The organism is Gaetbulibacter jejuensis (assembly GCF_039524015.1).
Taxonomy (GTDB): Bacteria; Bacteroidota; Bacteroidia; order Flavobacteriales; family Flavobacteriaceae; genus Gaetbulibacter_B; species Gaetbulibacter_B jejuensis.
In genome coordinates this window covers 313,344-332,170 of the sequence record NZ_BAAAGF010000002.1, presented here as the reverse complement: position 1 = coordinate 332,170, position 18,827 = coordinate 313,344, and the positions used below count along the sequence as shown (strand labels likewise).

Below are 18,827 nucleotides of genomic sequence, written 5' to 3'. Positions count from 1 at the left end.
TTACATTATATTTCTAGTGAGAGTCTGCTACTAAGAAAGTTGATTCTGAATGAACTGACTAGTTACTCATATAATGAAAACCATGGATGATTTAGTTTTATGATCCAAACATCTAACTTCAATTGTTTTTATTACTTTTAAGCATAACTATTTCATCTTTCAAATCATCAATTTTAGTCAGTAGCTCTCTCATGACTGGGTTTGATGTTGAGGAATTTCTCAACTCTTCCTCTCTAAATCCTAGAATAGTATCTATTCTTCCTATAATTAGAGACAATAGTATGAAAATCAAAAACAGAATAGGCAATGATAAATAGAGGTTTTCAAATATTAGTTTACCTACTGAACTGTCTTTATAGGCCTCTAAAAAAACAAAACCTATCATAATAAACTGAATATAACCAATATACATTCTTGCTCTATCTATGTATACTTTCCATCGTATTAAGGTTCTTTTATTTGGTTTCATTTGATAGGTTTATTAATTCTTTTTTAATCATATAAGGGAATACTTCATCAAAACGCTCAATGTAAGGTTCACCCATTTTATAATTTACGTATAGCTCTGCTAATTTAAAATTTTCAAATGCTTTTTTCTTATTACCTTGTATCTCATATACTAAACCTAATTGATAATAGGCTTCTGGAAATTTATCAACAGAAGCTATCGCTTTATTATAGTATTCAATAGCTTTATCATATCCTTTCATCTGGGCATAAGACCTGCCAATGTAAAAGAAAACCATATAGTTATCATTTATATCAAACCCTAACTTATTCTCTTCTATGTTCACTAAAGTCAAGGTTTCTATAGCCTCATTATATTTGCCAAGTTTATATAAGGCTTGACCTTTGTGAAAATCACATGGTTCTCCCCAACAACTATTATAAGTATTTCCAGTAATCTTTTTTATTAAATTCACATCTCTAACCACACCTTCATAATCTCTATAATAATAGAGTAGTGTCCAAGCCCTGTACTCTAAAACATCAGCTTTACCATTAGCAGTATCAATTTCAACAGCTTTATTTAAAATCTCCATTGCTTTTATGTGTTCTCCAACTTTTTTATAGGAGTATGAAAGTCTTTGCATATAATCAACATTATTTGGTTGGGCCTGTAATGCTGAATCTTTGTACTTTCTATATAGCTCAGATGGTTGTAAAAAATAGTTTGAGGTTTCATGAAATTGTTTCGCTAAAGTGATACGATCCTTTTCACTTATTGAAAAACCATTTTTGTTTTTAATCCCTTCACATGAAGAAATGAATAAAAAAACAAATAAATAAAAGATTGTATTTTTTAAGGGCATAGATCGACAATTTTTCCGTTATGGAGTTTAAACATTAAAAAGGCATGTATATCTTTATAATCTAACCATTCGATTTGAGAATAAGAAGAAGGAAAATCATTCAATGTACTTACTTTACTAAGAATATGTTTAATTATTTCTTTTTGAAAGCTCATTTTTTTAAAATCTCTGTCCATTTGTATCAAACCAAAATGACCGACATCTCCATTACAATTAATAGTAAATTGAACAATTATATATCCCGATTTGTCTTCTGTTATCGGTGCATTTTTACTTACATAATCAATCAAAAACTGATTCCCTTTATTAAAAGTTACATCATCCCCAAAATAATACTCTCCTTGATAGCCATCAAAACAATTTGAATATTTATTTGCATTGCTAATTGAATTTACATAATCGTCTTCTTTAAAAGAGCTTTTATAATAACTGATATCTTTTATTTCACTTGAAGAAAAGTCTCTTAGGTCTATTTTGCCTGGTCTATGCTCAACAATTTGAAATATTGTCTGAGGGTTGTTTTCTTCTTTTTGAAATGATAAAAAACATATACTATCAATTTTAAACAAATTATAACTTTTTGTTTCAAACTCTGAGACTGTTTTTATACCTTGATAATAGTAATCGGTCAAAACATACAAGCTGTCTTCTTTAACTTTAATAGTCTGTTTTATTTCCAAATCCTTATTAGGGTTGCTATTTTCATCCTCAACTACATTGTATTCCCAAATAGTGTTTTTAAAATCATTTTTTAACAACCTGATATCTATATCAAAATCAGATTGAATTTGTACAAATTTGACTGAATTTTTAGGATTGGGAGCTCCATTTTTAAATGGTCTAAAATTTAAAGTATCCAATAAATCAAAAGCGTAAAAATTATCTTTTTTTCTATTCAGTACATTAAAATGCTTTTCTTTGAATTCAATAGTTTTATTTTTTTCTATTCTTTCTCCTTCTGTTCTATCTATCAATAAACCACTATTGTTAAACAAATACAAAGAATCACTATTTTGTTTGACAATATATGGGTATGGAACCATTTGATCCATAATTCTATATGCACCAATATAATGAGTTGTTTTATTGTTGCTTTTATTACCGCAGCTAGATAGTAAAGCAATAAGGAGTAACGTTTTAAATATTGACTTCATTTATTGTTTAAAAATTTCTTTAAATTGATAAAAGAAACGCTCTATTAAGCGCAAATCTTCAGTAATAATTTCAGCTGAGCCACGCATTTCTTGTTTGAATTCTATTTCCTTGTTATACGAAGTAACTAATTTACTTGGTAATTCTACATCTACAAAATACAACCCTTCATTATCTGGAATAAGTGACATGCTCTTAATCGTTCCGTTTAGAACACCAAATTCTTTGTCTGGATAATTTTCTAACTTAATATTTACTCGTTGACCAATTTTAACCTTTCCTGAATTTTGACTTGGGGTTTTGAGTTTAGCAATATATGATGAGCTTTCATTTGGGATGATTGTAAATACTAAATCACCTTGATTAACGGTTTGATTAGTATTCCAAACATTTAAAAATGAGACCTTACCATTTATATTAGACTGTAAAACGTAACGATATTCCCAATCTTTAATGGCTTTTTTAAGTTGATTAAAAGATTGAATCACATTTTTAAGAAGAGTCATTTCTTCTTTTACACGATTAATTTCAGTACCCTTTGAGGTTTTATGAGCATTGCTTATTGCTTCTCTCATTTGAGAAATGGACGACTCAAAATTCCTATAATTACGTTCCGCCTGTGCGTATTCTAATTGCTTATTTTCATAATCTTGTGCAGAAATAACACCCTTTTCAAATAAGGATTTATTACGGTTTAAATCTTTTTCTTTGAAGGTCAGTTCTGTTTTATTAATTTCTCTTTGAGATTGGAGGCTACTTAAACGTCTATTGAGTTCTGAAAGGGAGTATTGATTTGCTAGGGCTTCATTTGAAAACGGTTCCAACTCTTTATTGAGCTGATACTGAATATAACTATTTTCAAATAAGGCATATTGAGATTCAATATCACCCAAAAACAAAATAGGCAAACTATCAACAGGAAATGTAAAAGAGGTGTTATTGACCTTGATAGTATCTATTACAGATTTTAGTTTAAATACATCTTGGTAATTGGAAGTATTTTCGATAACCGCCAAAGGTTGTCCTGTAGTAACGTTTTGGTTGTCTTCAACTAAAATAGCATCCAGTTTTCCTGTTATTTGCGCATATTCTTTTTGTGGTGGAATTTGTGTTGTAACCGTTGCTTCAGATTCTATAACGTCAGGGTATTTTACAAACCAAGAAATCAATAAGAGCATCACGATCAAAGACAGGAACAGTACATTGCCCCAACGTATCATCCAATGGGGTACTTTGGTTAGTATTTCCTGTACTTCTTCGCTTCGTAATTCTATATGTTCTAAACTATTGTTATTTGGCATTTTATTTACCGAGTTCTAATTGGTTTTTTACTAAATGGAAGTAATTCCCCTTGTTTTGTATAAGTTCTTGATGATTGCCTACTTCAACTATTTTTCCTTTATCTAACACCACAATTTGATGAGCATTTTTAACCGTACTTAATCTGTGCGCAATAACCACTACTGTTTTATTTTCAAAAAAAGTATTTAATTTTTCCATAATAACCTTTTCGTTATTCGCATCTAATGAACTGGTCGCCTCATCAAAGAATAAGAAGTTAGGATTTTTATATACAGCCCTTGCGATTAATAAGCGTTGTTTTTGCCCTGTACTAAGCCCAACACCTTCCATACCTATTTTGGTGTTGTAGGATAGCGGTAAGGTTTCTATAAACTCTTTAATGTTTGCAATATCAACAGCGTGGGCTAATTTCTTTTTATCGACATAATCTTCGCCAACTGCAATGTTATTCGCAATGGTGTCATTAAAAATATAACCCTCTTGCATCACCACACCACATTCATTTCTCCATGTTTTTTGAGAGATGTTCTTTAAGTTGTGATTACCTAATTGTATCTGTCCGTTATTTGGGTTATAGAACTTTAAAAGTAATTTCATAAGAGTAGTTTTTCCACTACCGCTTACCCCAACAATAGCAGTTACTTTGTTAGCAGGGATTGTTAAATCTAAACCCTGTAACACCAATTGGTTTGAACCAATATATCTAAAATCTACTTTTGACAGTTCTATATTAGCATTTAATGGAATTTCTACTATTTTTTGTGTATTTAGCTGTTCTTCATCTTCTTTGTTATGAATTTCGGAAAGTCTATCTAACGAAATTTTAGCATCTTGTACTTCACGAATAAAATTTATTAACTGAGCAATTGGGGAATTTAACTGACCAACAATGTAACTTATGGCTAGCATCATACCCAAAGTTATTTCACCATCAATAACTAGTTTTGCCGATAGTACTGTAATGAGTATATTTTTAAGCTCATTAATAAAACCTGACCCTACACTTTGATATTGCTCTAATGCTAATCCTTCAATTGAGACTTTGAATAATCTTGCTTGTATAAACTCCCAACTCCACCGTTTTTGTTTTTCGGCATTATGAAGTTTAATCTCTTGCATTCCATTGATAAGCTCAATTACTTTACTCTGTTCTTGACTCACTTCTGAAAAACGTTTGTAATCCAAGTCTAGGCGTTTTTTAAGAAAAATGATAATCCACAGAAAATAAAAGAAACTCCCTAAAAGGAAAATACCAAAAAGCATCAGGCTATAATATGCTAGCACTAAACTAAACACAAATAAATTAACCATTGAAAATAAAACACTCAAAGAAGACGTAGTTAAAATTCGTTCAATACGCTTATGATCGTTAATCCGCTGCAAAATATCACCTGTCATCCGAGTATCAAAAAATGCAATAGGTAAATTCATGAGTTTAATAAAGAAATCCGATACTAAAGAGATATTAATGCGAGTACTTAAATGTAGTAAGATCCAACTTCTTATAACTTGAATAGTAGTTTGCCCTATAAACAAAGAAAGTTGAGCAAATAAAATCAAGTAAATAAAATGCATATCTTGATTTTTAATACCAACATCTACAATACTCTGTGTTAAAAAGGGGAAAATAAGTTGCAATAAACTTGTGGCAATCAAACCAATAATTAGCTGCCATAAAAATTTTTTGTACTTAAAGATATATTTTGAAAGGAACTTAAACCCAAAATTAGATTTATCCTTTTCGAAATCAGAATCGTAGAATTCTGCTGTTGGCTCTAGCAATAATGCTACACCTTTTCCAGTCAGTTCTTTTGCATTGTTAGCTATCCAATAATTTAAAAATTCATTTTTATTGTATTTTAATAAACCATGAGCTGGATCTGAGATGTAAAATGTATTATTCTTTATTTTGTATAAAACTACATAGTGATTTTTATTCCAATGCAATATACAGGGTAACGGTGCTTTAAATAATTTGTTCAGGCTAATTTGAACTTTTAGTGATCGAAACCCAATTTTTTCAACCGCTTCACTCAAGCCTAATAAACTACTACCAAATATAGCCGTTTCGCTTAAGTTTCTTAATCTTTGAATTGTAATTACTTTTCCATAATGTTTGGCTATTATCTTTATACAGGTTGGACCACAATCTTTAAAATCATATTGTTTATAAAACGGAAATTTTTTAGTCATTATTTTGTATTATTTCTTTCATATTATAATAACTTATAGCTTCTTTTTTTAATGGATTGGTGGTCCATTCTTCCCATTTATTAGTATATGGATTATAGCCACATTTTAGAGGTTTTGAATGAATGTCTTTAGGATTTTCTCTATATGCCCTACAATCAGTACATACATATCTAAATTCGCAATCCTTACAAATATTTATTTGGTCTTTTGTGATATTCCAATATTTATTAAAATCTTTATGGCTTAATGATTCTTTTAAGGTAGTGTTTTTAATATTACCATAATTTTGAAACATACTAGGACAATTTTTAATATTACCCATTCTGTCAATTGAAATTTTACGATTTAAGCACGAATTATGGTTCATTGCTTCAGTAACGGAGCTTATATTAACTGTAAAATATTTTTGATGAATAACACCGCAACATTTCTCTGAAAAATAATTTTCGGAGGTATAAACCAAAAAAGCATTATCATTAACTTCACTCCTTATAATTTTATCTTGGTCAGAATTATATACTATTACACGCATTAATCTTGAAAAATTCTTTATTAATGTCGGTAAATCATTTTGTTCATAGATTGGATTATTTTTCAATATGAATTCAACTGACTTAATAGGAAGTTTATAATCCTTAACAAACTTTAAAATTTTTCTTAATGTAATTATTGACACCTTTTCATAAAAACGAAACTGAACAAATTCACAGTTAAGACTTCCTAGTTCATTAAGAATTTGAAAAACCCTTGTCGCTATAACTGGACTAAAATCAATAATTGAGTTTGTAATTTTAGTGTTGTACGACCATTTAGTATTCAACTCAGGGAATGAGTTTGGGTGGTTTGAAAAAAAAATAAACTCATTTTCACTAAGAAAGTCCATATACTCATCAATGACTTCATCATGTTGGTGATTATAAAAAGTTTTTATTTCCTCGATGGTTTGTCCTTTATGATTATTAAGAATTTCGTATAAAGAATTAGGAATTAATTTAATATTATTTCTTCCCAAATCACAGATAATCGACCTAGAATATCCCTTTACTAAAAGGCAATTACTATGTAAAACTAATTTCATTATTTAAAAATTTTAGAAATTGGTTTCCAATGAAGCTCTGAAATCACTTCTCTTTCAACATCGTTCCCTATTATAATTTCACATTTTTGAACCATAACTCCTTTATTAACATAAGATTTTTTTGAAACAGCGAGCTTATGACTTGCAGGGTATTTTTTATTTTTCATAATCTACCAAATAATCATATATGATTTTGTCAAGTTTATAATTACAGTTATAACTCAAATCAAAAAATTGTCCTACTGGATTGACTTCTAAAAATATGTAATCATTATTTTCATCTACTATTAAATCAATAGAACCTGTGTTTAAGTCTAATCTGTACATTAATTTCTTAATCTTAGTTTCTATATCCTTAGGCAATGCAAAGCGTGTTTCTCTATTTGGTTTGTCCAAGTTATAGTTTCTATAATCATCTTTTGTTTTGTCATCAATTTGAGAAAATATAGCTTTAGAATAAACTTTATTATTTAGGTAAAAAGCTCTTATTTCATACTTTTTAATAATCTTTTCTTGAAATAACGATATAGACAACTCTTCCTCTGCTAACAGTTCTCTATCATAATTAAAAGTGAAGTAATTTATTTTCTGTTTATCTGTAGAAAAATTATTCATATTGACAAGAAGTTTGGTTATGGCTGGTTTATCTTTAAAAAAACAATCTACATCATTAATTTTATCTGTTAACATTGTTTCAGGTATTTTTAATCCTATTTCTTTGGCTAAAAGGAGAACTTCTAACTTATTCACGCTTATTTTGAAAGGATTACCAAGACATTTAATTTTTGAAAAAATGAGACTATTAAAATAGGTTTCTATAATGTAATGTGTTTGGTTATGAAATTTTTTTATTGCTTCTTCATCTAATCTATCTAAGTAATCATAGTTTAATCTAAACCTACCCCTTCTAAACCATACACTTTCAATACTTGTTATTGATAAATTATAATCCTCAAGTAAAAGCACAGGACAGTCAAAACCGTTTCTGAAATCTACAGAAATAAAACTGCTTTTATCAATTACAATTACATCCTTTTCATGATAATTAAACCATTTTAGAGTTTGATTTGTTGGTTGATCAAATTTATCAGAGATTATTATATGCATCAATATACTATTTGATAATAAAGCTTGTATTCATCATGGGGCTCTGTGTTAAAATTTATCTTAATCAAATTTTCTTTCCATCCATATTTGATTAATATATCTTTTGCTTGATTTAGTAATGAATTTTTTAACGTATCATCTAAAACAGAACTTGATAACTCATAGAATAAATCTTCTGAAGACTCTGACATTAATTTAACACTAGCAATTGATTTAAACTCTAATTTTGTTAAATCCGAATCTTCATCTATTAAACCTGTTTTCTTATAATCAATAAATCTGAAAGGAGTAATAAATTTCTCAATATTCATATATTCAATATCATTTATGTAATATTTTTTTGAGTAACCAATAATTCTTTCAACTCTACTCCAATACTCTTTTCCTCTTTTAGCACTTTCAAGTGCCATTTTGGTATATTTAACATACTGTTTTTCTGGCATATGACCAATAAGAATACCTATGTTTGGATTTTGAGGTGTTCTAGCTAAATATTCATAACCTAACCATTCCCCTACAGAATCAATAATTTTGGAAAACTTAACAACGTTTATTGAGTCCGATTTTTTCACAATAGAATCCCAATAAAATTGTCTTTTTCTTAATTTTTCAGCATAATTTTCATCAGAGGGAAATTGTAATCCCTGTTTTTTAACTACATCATTGAATTCTTCTCTTGCTGCCTGATCTTTGTACATGATATCACTTAACTGATTAATTAAGCTTTCATTTGCTTTATTACTCATATCATCTAGGCTTAAATTTTTACAATAATTTTTATACTCATAAAGAAGTTTTCCCTTAGCATCTATTGTCTTCAAAGAATCGAAAAGTGTCATTATTATTTTACAATCATTACTTTTTAAACTCTTAACTAGTCCTAAATCCCTTATATAATCATCATAAGTAATATTTATTAATTCATTTGAATTGTATTTTGTACTATCCTTTTCGTTTTTATTACTACATGCAAAAAACAAAGAGATAATAGTTATATAACATATTGTTTTCATACTACTTTTTTACACAAAAAAATCAGATTATATTAATAAACAATCTGATCTTTTTATTATTGTTTACAGCCTTAGTTTATGGTGCTATAATTTCAACTGTCTTTATGCCTCTACCAATGTTTGTTACTATAACAGATCCTGCATACGAACCATCATCTCCATAAAAATCTGTCTGCTCGTCTGGAGAATTCCATTGACCTTCTGTACTACAAGTACATGTTCCTCCTGACCCTCCAGTAAATTTTGCTCCTTGCAGATCGTTAATTTCAAAGTCTTGAAATTTGTCTAAACTTAATTTTTCCATAAATATAAAAGATTTAAAATATTGCCTACTCTGTCAGCTTTTCGGCTTCCGCTTTAATTCAAATTAACTTAAAAAGTAACAATATATTGTTACTTTTTAAGATTTTTTTATCAACATCTCCTTTTAACCCATTTTTTTACCGATTAAAGATATTTTAGGTCTCCAATTATTAATTCATCGTAATTTTATATTGCTATTAATCTTTCTGAAGTGGATATTGAATTGCGTAATGACATCCAAAAAGTATTGGGAGAACGAATAAAAAAGTTCAGGCTTCTTAAAGGGCTTCGACAAACGGAAATCGCAAAAAGCTGTGGCTTTTATAAGAGCGGCTACAATAGCATAGAGCTTGGGCTTCGGAATGTATCTCTTATCAATATTTACAAAATAGCTTTTGCATTAGATGTTCCTGTATCTTGCTTTTTTAATGATGATGAGTTTTATAAATTTCTTGAACTATACAATGAGAATCAGAAATAACAACCTTAATTAGAGATTTTTTATTTTTCATATCCTTAAAAAATGCACATGACATGTCTTCTCAGAAATGACTAAATAAGACATAAAATATCTAAAAGAATTTATTTGTTTAAAAAACTACTGAATTTTAAATTTTTGTTATTTCTTTATAAACCTTATCCTTTGACTTTTGTTATTTATACTGAATTAATATCAAAATTAGCTTTAATTTTTATGAAGTTGGGGATTGGGTTTGGGTATATTATAATATCTAAATCGTTCTTCATATAATTTAAGTATATCGCAATTTGAAGAGTACTTAATTTAAAAATGAATGACTGGACTAAACTTGAAAATGTCCGAGAAAAAAGGAATTCCATATAGAAGTACTTAATTTACAAATTAAAAATTTGAAATCCGAAAGGACTCTATGTCGGTTGGTCATTTTCAATCTGATTTATTTAACCCTGAATAGTCAATTAAATGAATTAGCTCCTCAATTACAATTCTTAAATCTTCGCTAATTTTATCCAAATCATGCTTTTTTGCACTAAACCTTCTATTATGGGCACTCAAATCACCAAGCTTTTTAATTTTTGGAAGACTATTTATTGTATTCCTACTTAAAGACCATTTGGGTTCTTTAACAAAAAGGTCTATTAAATCACCCAAATAGAAAAAGTAGTTATCTTTATTTTTTATTTTATTGCTTATAGAATTAAACTCAAAGCATTCTATTATTAGTGTTTCTAAAAGTTTTCTAATCATTACTAATGAAGCATCGTAAAGTCCAGATTGATAACATAGAGAAGCTTGATTGCCGATGTTAATTATATAGCCTCTAGTATTACTCAACAATTCAAGAGGAAAAAGGCTCTTATTCTTATAGGCTTCATCATACGAATTTAAATCGAAATACGGTTTTGTCTCTAATTTCTTTTGAGTTTCTTGATACTCTTTGATACTTTTCTGTTTATATAAAAATACCTCATCTATTGAATCAAAGTTCATATATGTATCAAAGGAACTATTACCTATAGTAATTGAATCGTAACCATAACTATCACTTTTGGAGCCTGCACCATTCCAAAGATTCAAACCTTCATTTGAAAACAACTTATATACAATTTTTGTCAATCTTCTTTCTTCATTTATGCAGTCTGCTATAAAATTTAAATCAAAGCCTTTTTTGTCGACATCCTCAAAGAGTTCATTTTTTATGTATAGAAATGTTTTATTACCTATATCGAATGCTTCTTTTTCAAGGTTTAGCGCAATTAAACCTTTTAAAGTTATTTCAACATTCTCTCTAATTAATTTATCATCAATTTTCCAAGGCTTGAAATCCTTCGGGATTCTATTTAATGTTTTAACTTTTATATGCTTATAAGAATCGAGATAATTATGATTTTTCAAATGGTTCCAGCATTCAGTTAGCCAGATTTCTTCACTTTTAGTTATTTTTATTTTTGGGAGATCTTTGATTGTCATTTATTGATTAGAAATATAAATTGATTAAGTTTAATTCTATATGTTATTCAATATATAGTAATTGTTTTATAAAAAACAGTCTTGCCATATGACTTAATAAGTTTCTTGTAATAGTCATTCCGAATTATTAATTCTGCCCCATCTAATAACGGAATCTCATCAGCAATTCCTGTAATATGACCATTACCAATATAGTTTGTTTTCCAAGAGTTATATTTTAGCACTACTTCTCCTAATTCGTTTTCTGCAGAAAAACCATTATTGAATTTCACCCTTTTTAAGTTTAAGGTGTTCATTAAATTGGGGTTTAGGATTATAAGGTTTAGCTCTTCCAAGTGATGCTTTTTTTGAATAAATATATATGTGATCATTTCATTATCAAACACTTCACTTAAACTATATTTCTCATTAGGCATACTCTTTAGGTGACCAACAGGAAGTTCCTTTTTTTTATTTCTATCAAAACAAATAGAACCAAAAGTCTTGTATTCAGCTCCATCTTCAAACCTACCTTCTTTAAATATTTCATTTTCGATATGAGCTATTCTAATCCACTGCTTATCATCATTAACAGGTTCTTGACTTATTTCTTTCATTGAATGAGGAAGCTTTAATTCTTGTGGTCTGTAATAACTTGAATTGGTCTGAGATATAATGTTTTTTATATCTATTGTTAAATCTTCAAAAATTATTCCCTGTTCATTATAATTTTTTAATTCCTCATATAAATCTTTATTTAATAGTTCCAGGATATAATCGTAGTAGTATAAATTATTAACGTGAATTTTATTAGATCTTGAATAATATAATTCTAAATAATCTCCATATTTTGTATTATAAGTTCTTTTATATTTTCCATATATCTGGATGAGATTTTCTGGAAACCTTTGAAATAATTTTAAGTGTCTTGAGTTTAATTTCAAGAAAAATTCAAACTCACCTTCTTTTATTTCTTCATTATAAATCAAATCTAAATTTTGAACTATTATGGCATCTTTTTTCTTTTTGGAATACATTAATTCTATAGCAGTATCGAATAGATAATAATTTAGCGGATATATACGATCTATTTCAAATTTGAAATTGTGTTTATAATCTGGATTTTCTTTGTTGTATTCGTATAGTAAGGTAATTATTGAAATCAAAATTGACTTTAAATATTTCTCTTGATTTTTAAAAAACCATTTTAGAGGTTTTATAAGTAATTCTGGGTAGTTATATAATAAATATGATATACCAGATAATGTATGTTGAAATCTTTCTACTGTATTGGAATTGAATCGCGTTATTAGTATACAGACAAATATTTCTTCAATACCCATTTTACCTTCATTTTTTAAACTCTCTTCCCATTCATAATCTGATTTAGAAGGAAGTCTTTCACTCATACAATGAAATAAAGTATTCCATATTTTTTTTATTGTCGTCTTATCTTGATTTGTTTTTATAAAAGCATTAATTAGATTTCCCCCTATACCCACGCTAAACCCTTTTGATAGCTTATTCTCTAAAAATTCATTTAAAAAACTCCAAACAGCTTCATTATCTATTTTGTATGCTTCATTTAAAGCAGATATGTTAGTAAACTCTTCATACCAAGTGCCCCTATCATATACAAAACAACAAACCCAATAGTATAATGTTATTTCATTTTTTTTAGTGAATAAAACTTCATAATCATAATTATGTGTAGAAGAATACTTCCCTCCTTTTACTATCGTTTTAATTAAATCTTTTAATTCCTTTGTTAAGGAATTGAATTGATCAAAATAATAACATAATGAATTGAGCTCTTTTTTATTTATTCTTTTTTCAAAGAGAAATGATTTCATTTCTTCTGGTTTCATTTCAGAAAAACATTTTCGGTCTTCATATTTAGATTTAAATACCTCTATAATATTCGAATGACTTCTCTCTTTTTTCTTTGGGATTTTATTATTGTGTTTAGGTGAAATAACGCCTTGTTTATTTTTAAAAACATTATTTAATCTTTTTAAAAACTTGGACGAAAAACCAGTTGTAGAACTTTTGTCAGATTCAAATTTAATGTAGATAGAGCTTAGAAAGCTTCTTGAAATTATTGGATGTTCTTCTTTTGTTAGATCATAAATATCAAGGCATTTGTTTAAATGACTTTCTGATGATTCTATAATAAATGTTTTAAATAGAAAAAGCTTAATAATTGGTTTAACTTCTTCTTCAATTTTATTTAAAATATTTAACAAACTTGTTTCTAAACGCCAATCATATCTTGAATTGTTTAATTCATTAAGTAAATAAAGACTAGAGTTAAAAATATCGTTTTTACAAAAAGCACTAAACCAAGAAACAGGATAATGCCTAGTCTCTTTTCCATCTGTGTGGTTTACAACAGATTCGACTAATACTTTTGTTTTTTTGAAAGCCTCTAAAGCAAAATCTTTTCCTAAACTATTTATATTCTCTAAAGAAATAATTAATTCTGATAAAGTTATATCTTTCCTAAAGGTATATCCTATAGAATACTTAACTCCTAAATTAAATGCTTTTTCAGCTTCTTCTAACTTATTATTTTTGGAATATAATTGAGATAGAAGAAAATTATATTCTGCAACATAAGAATGTAAATGATATTCACTTTTGCTTTTGAGTTGTTTCTCTAAAACAGACAAAATAAGTTCAATATTATCTTGATTAGAATACTCTTTTAATAGTAGAAATAATTCATCTGGAGGTAAAGGGCCTCCAAGACTGCCTTGCAAACTTGTCGTAGTTTCATCAGACAACTTTACAAATATGCTTATAATCTCATTCCAATTGGCACTTTCATCTATAAGGGACAAACCTAATCTATATGATTTATAAATATCTTCTCTAATGGTGTATAAATCACAAGTTCGAGGCTCTCCTATAAAGTTTTCTGTATCTAGAATTAAATAATTGAAAATACGACTCAGTTCATTAAAATTACTTTCAGAGTTTAAATAAGCTATATTTATTTCTATTAAATAAATAAGCCAATTGTAAAACCAATTTATATTTCTAAATTGATTAATTACATAATCAATTAATTTTTTATTGTTATGATTTAGTTTAATAAAATTGATTAATTCACTAATTAAATCTTTATCTTCCTTTTGTATATAAGAACAATTTAAAAGCTCTTGACAGGTCTTATTTATATCTATATCATTTTCAAAAGAATCATTTTTCGACAAAACATTTAATACAATTGCATTTTGCTTTAGTTTTTCAATGAATTCTAAATCTTTTGCTTTGAAAACTTCATTTTTAAATACATCTTGGTATTCAGGATATTCTCTAATTTGAGAGCATATATGGATTAACCCTTCGTTATTTTTATTGTCAATATGATATCTTATAAATAAATGAAAATCTTCAATCTCAATATTTTCTCCTTTTATAAAGTATTTATCAAAATAAATATCCCATATAGGACTATAATTATTTATGCTACATAGATAGCAAGACTGTAACCCTAATCTTGGATCTATTGTACGAAGTCCATCAAAACTTAAATAATCATTAACAAATTTATATCCTTTAAGACTTCCTAAAGCTTCTATGTAATTATTATAGAGTTCATAAAAAGTATCCTGGGTAGTACTTATTATCTTATTTATTTCAGAAGTGATAACAATCTTTGAATAATCATTATTCTTTATAGATGCATATACAAGGTAATCGTAGTTTTTTTCGATTAACTCCCAAGGTTGACCATTTATAAGACTTTTAAAAACAAAATCTATTGAAATGTATTTCCCTATGGTCTCATAATGTTTTCCATCACTTAATAAAGAAAGGTAATATCTATATGCTTTTTGATATTCAAATAACCCTTTTTCATCAAACCAATCTATAATTGGTGAAAAAACATTTTTTTCTATATTAACATTTCTTTCCTTTAAATTATTTATTATGAAACGTCTAAAGCTTTCGTGATAAATTATATATCCATTTCTTGAAAAATTATATTTCAATATAGGCGTTAATGATTTTAGAGAACTTTCTACATCATCCCCATCACCAGTTATCTCTATTAATTCTGATTTTGTTAAACCAAAATTAACACCAGATAAAACTCTTGGAACTTGTTCCTTTGTATTCAGTCTATCTAATAAGTAATTATAATACAGCTCTAAATTATAGGAATAGTTTGGTAATGAGCTTAAAGAAGCTTTAGATAGTGTGATATTATTCTCTTTAATTTCTTTAATAAGATAACTTAGGTAAAGAGGGTTTCCTGTGCTCTTATTTAATAAAAATTGTGATAAGTCTATCTTAGAATCACTTAAAAAAGCATCATCAAGATTTAGCTTAAGCATTAATTTTTTTACTTGTTTTAATTGCCAACTAGGAATTTCGTGTTGTGTAAATGAGCTTATGAAATCTAGATCTTCTATAGGTTGTGATGTAGCAATTATCTTAACTTTATTGGAAGTTTTAATTTGATCTAAACAGGTAATAATTTCAGTTTCTTTTTTTGTTAAGTCATTAAAGTCACGAAATTCATATATTCTATTTATATGATCTAAGCCATCAATTATAATAACTGTATCTTCAGAAATATTTAGTAATAATTCGTTTAATTCAGATAAACTACTTCCAAATTTATTTTTCTTTTTTTTATGTAAATTAGGAAAAGAATTAAGTATGTCTGAAATTAAATTACCATAAAAAACATTTAATTTAATTCTTTCTTTCTGCAGTTCGTCTTCTAAATCAGTATAACAATAATGTTTTACTACATTAATGTTTTTCTTTTTTAAAAACTTAATTAAATTGTTTACAAACCAAGATTTACCACTACCTGGTTCTCCAGTTAATATAATTCTTCGCTTTTCATTTAAATAGTTGTTTAGTGCATCTAATCTGCTTTTTAGGCCAATATTCTCTTTTGGATTAATAGGAAATATTTGTTTTATAGAACCGAAATCTCTTTTAATATTTAGCTTATTAAAAATTTGTTCAGTAGTAAGTATTTGTTGGCTTATTCTATACTTTCTAATTAAGTGTAATAATCGATTTATAAAATCAATAGGATGTGTCTTGTCGTTAGGGTACACACCTATACCTAATTGTTCCGTTTGTCTTAAAATTAAAAGCTCTAAATCATTGGGTTTATCAAAGTCTAGGCTAAATTTCGGATATTCTACTTCAATAATAAGATTCTCACAAAATTTGGCAAATAATTTCTTGTCAATATTTTTAGATTCAATACCAAGTCTTTTCCAAGAATTTAATGGTTTATTTTTTTTCCAAAGTTCATCTAGGTTTATTTTATATTGTGAAGTATTAAAATTTTTAAATGATTTATTAGAGTTGTCAATACATAAGACCTTTGTCAACTCATTATCAATTGGTTCACCCCAAGCTAAACAGAGCCTTATATCTTTTATTTTTTCTTTTTCTGGGTTAAATAACCAAGATTTATATAATAAATCTATGGCGAGATTGTATGTTCCTTTTGCAGATAAATCCTGTTTTTCTAATATGTGATTGTCACTATATTTTATTTGTTTTTTTAATACCTCTTGTCCTCTTATGATAGTTAAATCGTCAAACTTATCTTTTTTAAACTCTTTTTTATCAATTTTAAAACTGCTATTATGATCATCAATAATTTCTTCTATTATAAAATAAGCAGTAATCAAATCTTGGTATTCATACCCCTTATGTGCTTCACTTAATGCCATATATAATAATATTAACCTTCAGGAAGTACATCTTTAAACTTATCTATTAAGAGATTAATAGGAAATTTATACTCGTTAAACCTATTACTTATTGGAGATAATCTTTTATAAAAAGCTTTATTAGCTTGTATAATTCCTTCTCTTCGATTTGGATTATTTACATTAATCACCTTTTTCATAGCTTTGTGATGAACATCTATGATATTCTTAAAATTACGATCTTTTAATTTTAGGTGAGGTAGCCAGTAGATTAATGTATCTATATCAATAAATGTTAGATCCCTAATTAAACTTGGATTATAATTATCCCCTAATTTTTCTTTTACTAATTCTAAATACCACTGATTTAAGATATGATTCATTCCCATTATTTCAAAAATTCTGTCACTAACTAGCAATACAGGGTATATTGTTAAGTTGTTTTTATTATTTACATATTCATCAAATGGAAATTGATTATTTACTATTTGTTCAATAGATTTAACAAGTTGGCCAATACCTACTGCCCTATTACCATCGTGAAGAAATTTTTTCTTTAATAAGTTACGAATTTCATCAATATCAGATGAACTTTTAATGCCACCAGCTACTAAAACATCTTTGTTTTCAAAAAGATAAATTCTTTTGTTATGACGAACATAATAATCTGGTTCGTTATCTGTAGTTTCTGCAATTTGTCTTTTTATCATATGTTTCCAATGAAAAATTTCATCCAATACATTTTTCATAAGAAATTCTTCAGAAAACTTCATATTATAAAAACTAAAAAATGCTCCACTTCTTTCAGATAAATTATGATGTGTATTATATGCATTCTTTAAAATGAATTTAACACTCTTAAAAAATTTATCTACAACAAAAAAATAATCAATAATGGAAAATGTATCATTATCTATTCTATAAATAGGATGGTTTTTTAAGTTTGTAAAATCTGTAGATTCTTCTATTTCATCAGATGCTAGGGCAGTCAAGAAACGTTTATGTTCAGGTTTTTCAATAAAAAGTTTGTATTTATTATCAAACTTCAGTTTTAGAATAGTGCCTAATAATAATTTAACTTGTTCGTTTAACCCAGTTATATCAGATTCTTCAAAACTTTCAAGTAAAGCAGCTTCTAAGTAATTATATTCTACATTTGAATTAATAAATTCGAGAATGTATTCAAATTTCACTATTGTAGCATATAATAATTTTCCAAATTCTATATCACTATTTGAGTAAACTCCAATGTCCGCTGATGAAAAAGCCATTGTAATAGACATATCAGCCATCTTATCTATAGTAGCTTCTGAGTCTCCGAAGTTTTGTTTTTCATTTACTTCTTTATTTATAACAAGGAACGCCTTGAAAATATTAATTTCATCGGCATCTCTATCATCATTAGTATTACCGTTCAACAAACTTTCTTTATTAGCTAAAATATGTTCGGCAAGTCTCAGACTAGCTTCTCTAGATATCACTTCTGGAGGTTCTGGTATTCGGTTCTCTCTACCATATTTTGTTACTCTTTGAATAATATCCCAACTAACGTCTGGGTTTGAAAAAAAAGTGTCAAAATTTGGTTGCGGTTTTGTATTACTAAATCCTATAATATTTAAGAGAGTAAATTTTGATATATTTCCCAAATATTCTAATACATCTTTTTGTTCTTCGTCTGGAAATACATTTTCAAATTCTAATCGTTGTACTATTTTTATCATAGACAGCAATTTATTGAAT

Annotated in this window: 14 protein-coding genes; 1 reads left to right on the top strand and 13 read right to left on the bottom strand. The window is 27.4% G+C overall.

Annotated elements, in window-relative coordinates; genetic code table 11:
* Positions 1 to 118 precede the first annotated feature (118 nt).
* From ABD011_RS08070 to ABD011_RS08025, 10 genes are all read right to left on the bottom strand, one after another.
* Positions 119 to 469, bottom strand: a complete 351-nt coding sequence (locus ABD011_RS08070; RefSeq protein ID WP_343797293.1) for a hypothetical protein — start codon at positions 467 to 469, stop codon at positions 119 to 121.
* Positions 456 to 1,313 (bottom strand): tetratricopeptide repeat protein, encoded by an 858-nt coding sequence (locus ABD011_RS08065; RefSeq protein ID WP_343797292.1) that lies wholly within the window; start codon positions 1,311 to 1,313, stop codon positions 456 to 458. Before ABD011_RS08065 ends, ABD011_RS08070 begins: the two co-directional genes overlap by 14 nt.
* Positions 1,304 to 2,467, bottom strand: a complete 1,164-nt coding sequence (locus tag ABD011_RS08060) for a hypothetical protein (RefSeq protein WP_343797290.1) — start codon at positions 2,465 to 2,467, stop codon at positions 1,304 to 1,306. Before ABD011_RS08060 ends, ABD011_RS08065 begins: the two co-directional genes overlap by 10 nt.
* Positions 2,468 to 3,766 carry an HlyD family secretion protein gene (locus tag ABD011_RS08055; RefSeq protein ID WP_343797288.1) on the bottom strand — a complete coding sequence of 433 codons (1,299 nt, stop codon included), beginning with the start codon at positions 3,764 to 3,766 and terminating at the stop codon, positions 2,468 to 2,470. It abuts the gene before it with no gap.
* Between the two features lies 1 nt (position 3,767).
* Complete coding sequence (locus ABD011_RS08050; RefSeq protein ID WP_343797286.1) at positions 3,768 to 5,960, bottom strand: peptidase domain-containing ABC transporter; 2,193 nt, start codon at positions 5,958 to 5,960, stop codon at positions 3,768 to 3,770.
* A complete protein-coding gene (gwsS, locus tag ABD011_RS08045) occupies positions 5,953 to 7,038 on the bottom strand; it encodes a grasp-with-spasm system SPASM domain peptide maturase (protein WP_343797284.1) in 1,086 nt (361 codons plus the stop codon). Before gwsS ends, ABD011_RS08050 begins: the two co-directional genes overlap by 8 nt.
* Complete coding sequence (locus ABD011_RS08040) at positions 7,038 to 7,205, bottom strand: hypothetical protein (RefSeq protein WP_343797282.1); 168 nt, start codon at positions 7,203 to 7,205, stop codon at positions 7,038 to 7,040. Before ABD011_RS08040 ends, gwsS begins: the two co-directional genes overlap by 1 nt.
* Entirely contained in the window at positions 7,195 to 8,145 is a 951-nt protein-coding gene (gene gwsG / locus ABD011_RS08035; protein WP_343797280.1) for a grasp-with-spasm system ATP-grasp peptide maturase, read from the bottom strand. Before gwsG ends, ABD011_RS08040 begins: the two co-directional genes overlap by 11 nt.
* Positions 8,145 to 9,158, bottom strand: a complete 1,014-nt coding sequence (locus ABD011_RS08030; protein WP_343797278.1) for a hypothetical protein — start codon at positions 9,156 to 9,158, stop codon at positions 8,145 to 8,147. The genes gwsG and ABD011_RS08030 overlap by 1 nt, the downstream gene beginning before the upstream one ends.
* Before the next feature lie 76 nt (positions 9,159 to 9,234).
* Positions 9,235 to 9,462 carry a hypothetical protein gene (locus ABD011_RS08025; RefSeq protein WP_343797276.1) on the bottom strand — a complete coding sequence of 76 codons (228 nt, stop codon included), beginning with the start codon at positions 9,460 to 9,462 and terminating at the stop codon, positions 9,235 to 9,237.
* Positions 9,463 to 9,672: 210 nt separating this feature from the next.
* On the opposite strand from ABD011_RS08025, the gene ABD011_RS15760 reads away from it, so the two are divergent.
* A complete protein-coding gene (locus ABD011_RS15760) occupies positions 9,673 to 9,942 on the top strand; it encodes a helix-turn-helix domain-containing protein (protein ID WP_425545554.1) in 270 nt (89 codons plus the stop codon).
* A 426-nt stretch (positions 9,943 to 10,368) separates the two neighbouring features.
* On the opposite strand, the gene ABD011_RS08020 is transcribed toward ABD011_RS15760, so the two are convergent.
* From ABD011_RS08020 to ABD011_RS08010, 3 genes are read right to left on the bottom strand one after another with little or no spacing between them, the layout of a single operon-like run.
* Positions 10,369 to 11,412, bottom strand: a complete 1,044-nt coding sequence (locus ABD011_RS08020; RefSeq protein WP_343797274.1) for a hypothetical protein — start codon at positions 11,410 to 11,412, stop codon at positions 10,369 to 10,371.
* 47 nt (positions 11,413 to 11,459) lie between these two features.
* Positions 11,460 to 17,108, bottom strand: coding sequence for a P-loop domain-containing protein (locus ABD011_RS08015; RefSeq protein ID WP_343797272.1), 5,649 nt, complete (start codon positions 17,106 to 17,108; stop codon positions 11,460 to 11,462).
* An 11-nt stretch (positions 17,109 to 17,119) separates the two neighbouring features.
* Positions 17,120 to 18,808 (bottom strand): hypothetical protein, encoded by a 1,689-nt coding sequence (locus ABD011_RS08010; RefSeq protein WP_343797270.1) that lies wholly within the window; start codon positions 18,806 to 18,808, stop codon positions 17,120 to 17,122.
* Between the last annotated feature and the right edge of the window lie 19 nt (positions 18,809 to 18,827).

Bases quoted from the DNA above. Each gene is read 5' to 3' on its own strand.
- ABD011_RS08060 (WP_343797290.1), bottom strand. From the start codon at position 2,467: ATGAAGTCAATATTTAAAACGTTACTCCTTATTGCTTTACTATCTAGC.
- ABD011_RS08015 (WP_343797272.1), bottom strand. From the start codon at position 17,108: ATGGCATTAAGTGAAGCACATAAGGGGTATGAATACCAAGATTTGATT.
- ABD011_RS08030 (WP_343797278.1), bottom strand. From the start codon at position 9,158: ATGAAAACAATATGTTATATAACTATTATCTCTTTGTTTTTTGCATGT.
- gwsS (WP_343797284.1), bottom strand. From the start codon at position 7,038: ATGAAATTAGTTTTACATAGTAATTGCCTTTTAGTAAAGGGATATTCT.
- ABD011_RS08010 (WP_343797270.1), bottom strand. From the start codon at position 18,808: ATGATAAAAATAGTACAACGATTAGAATTTGAAAATGTATTTCCAGAC.
- ABD011_RS08055 (WP_343797288.1), bottom strand. From the start codon at position 3,766: ATGCCAAATAACAATAGTTTAGAACATATAGAATTACGAAGCGAAGAA.
- gwsG (WP_343797280.1), bottom strand. From the start codon at position 8,145: ATGCATATAATAATCTCTGATAAATTTGATCAACCAACAAATCAAACT.
- ABD011_RS08050 (WP_343797286.1), bottom strand. From the start codon at position 5,960: ATGACTAAAAAATTTCCGTTTTATAAACAATATGATTTTAAAGATTGT.
- ABD011_RS08025 (WP_343797276.1), bottom strand. From the start codon at position 9,462: ATGGAAAAATTAAGTTTAGACAAATTTCAAGACTTTGAAATTAACGAT.
- ABD011_RS08070 (WP_343797293.1), bottom strand. From the start codon at position 469: ATGAAACCAAATAAAAGAACCTTAATACGATGGAAAGTATACATAGAT.
- ABD011_RS08065 (WP_343797292.1), bottom strand. From the start codon at position 1,313: ATGCCCTTAAAAAATACAATCTTTTATTTATTTGTTTTTTTATTCATT.
- ABD011_RS08040 (WP_343797282.1), bottom strand. From the start codon at position 7,205: ATGAAAAATAAAAAATACCCTGCAAGTCATAAGCTCGCTGTTTCAAAA.
- ABD011_RS08020 (WP_343797274.1), bottom strand. From the start codon at position 11,412: ATGACAATCAAAGATCTCCCAAAAATAAAAATAACTAAAAGTGAAGAA.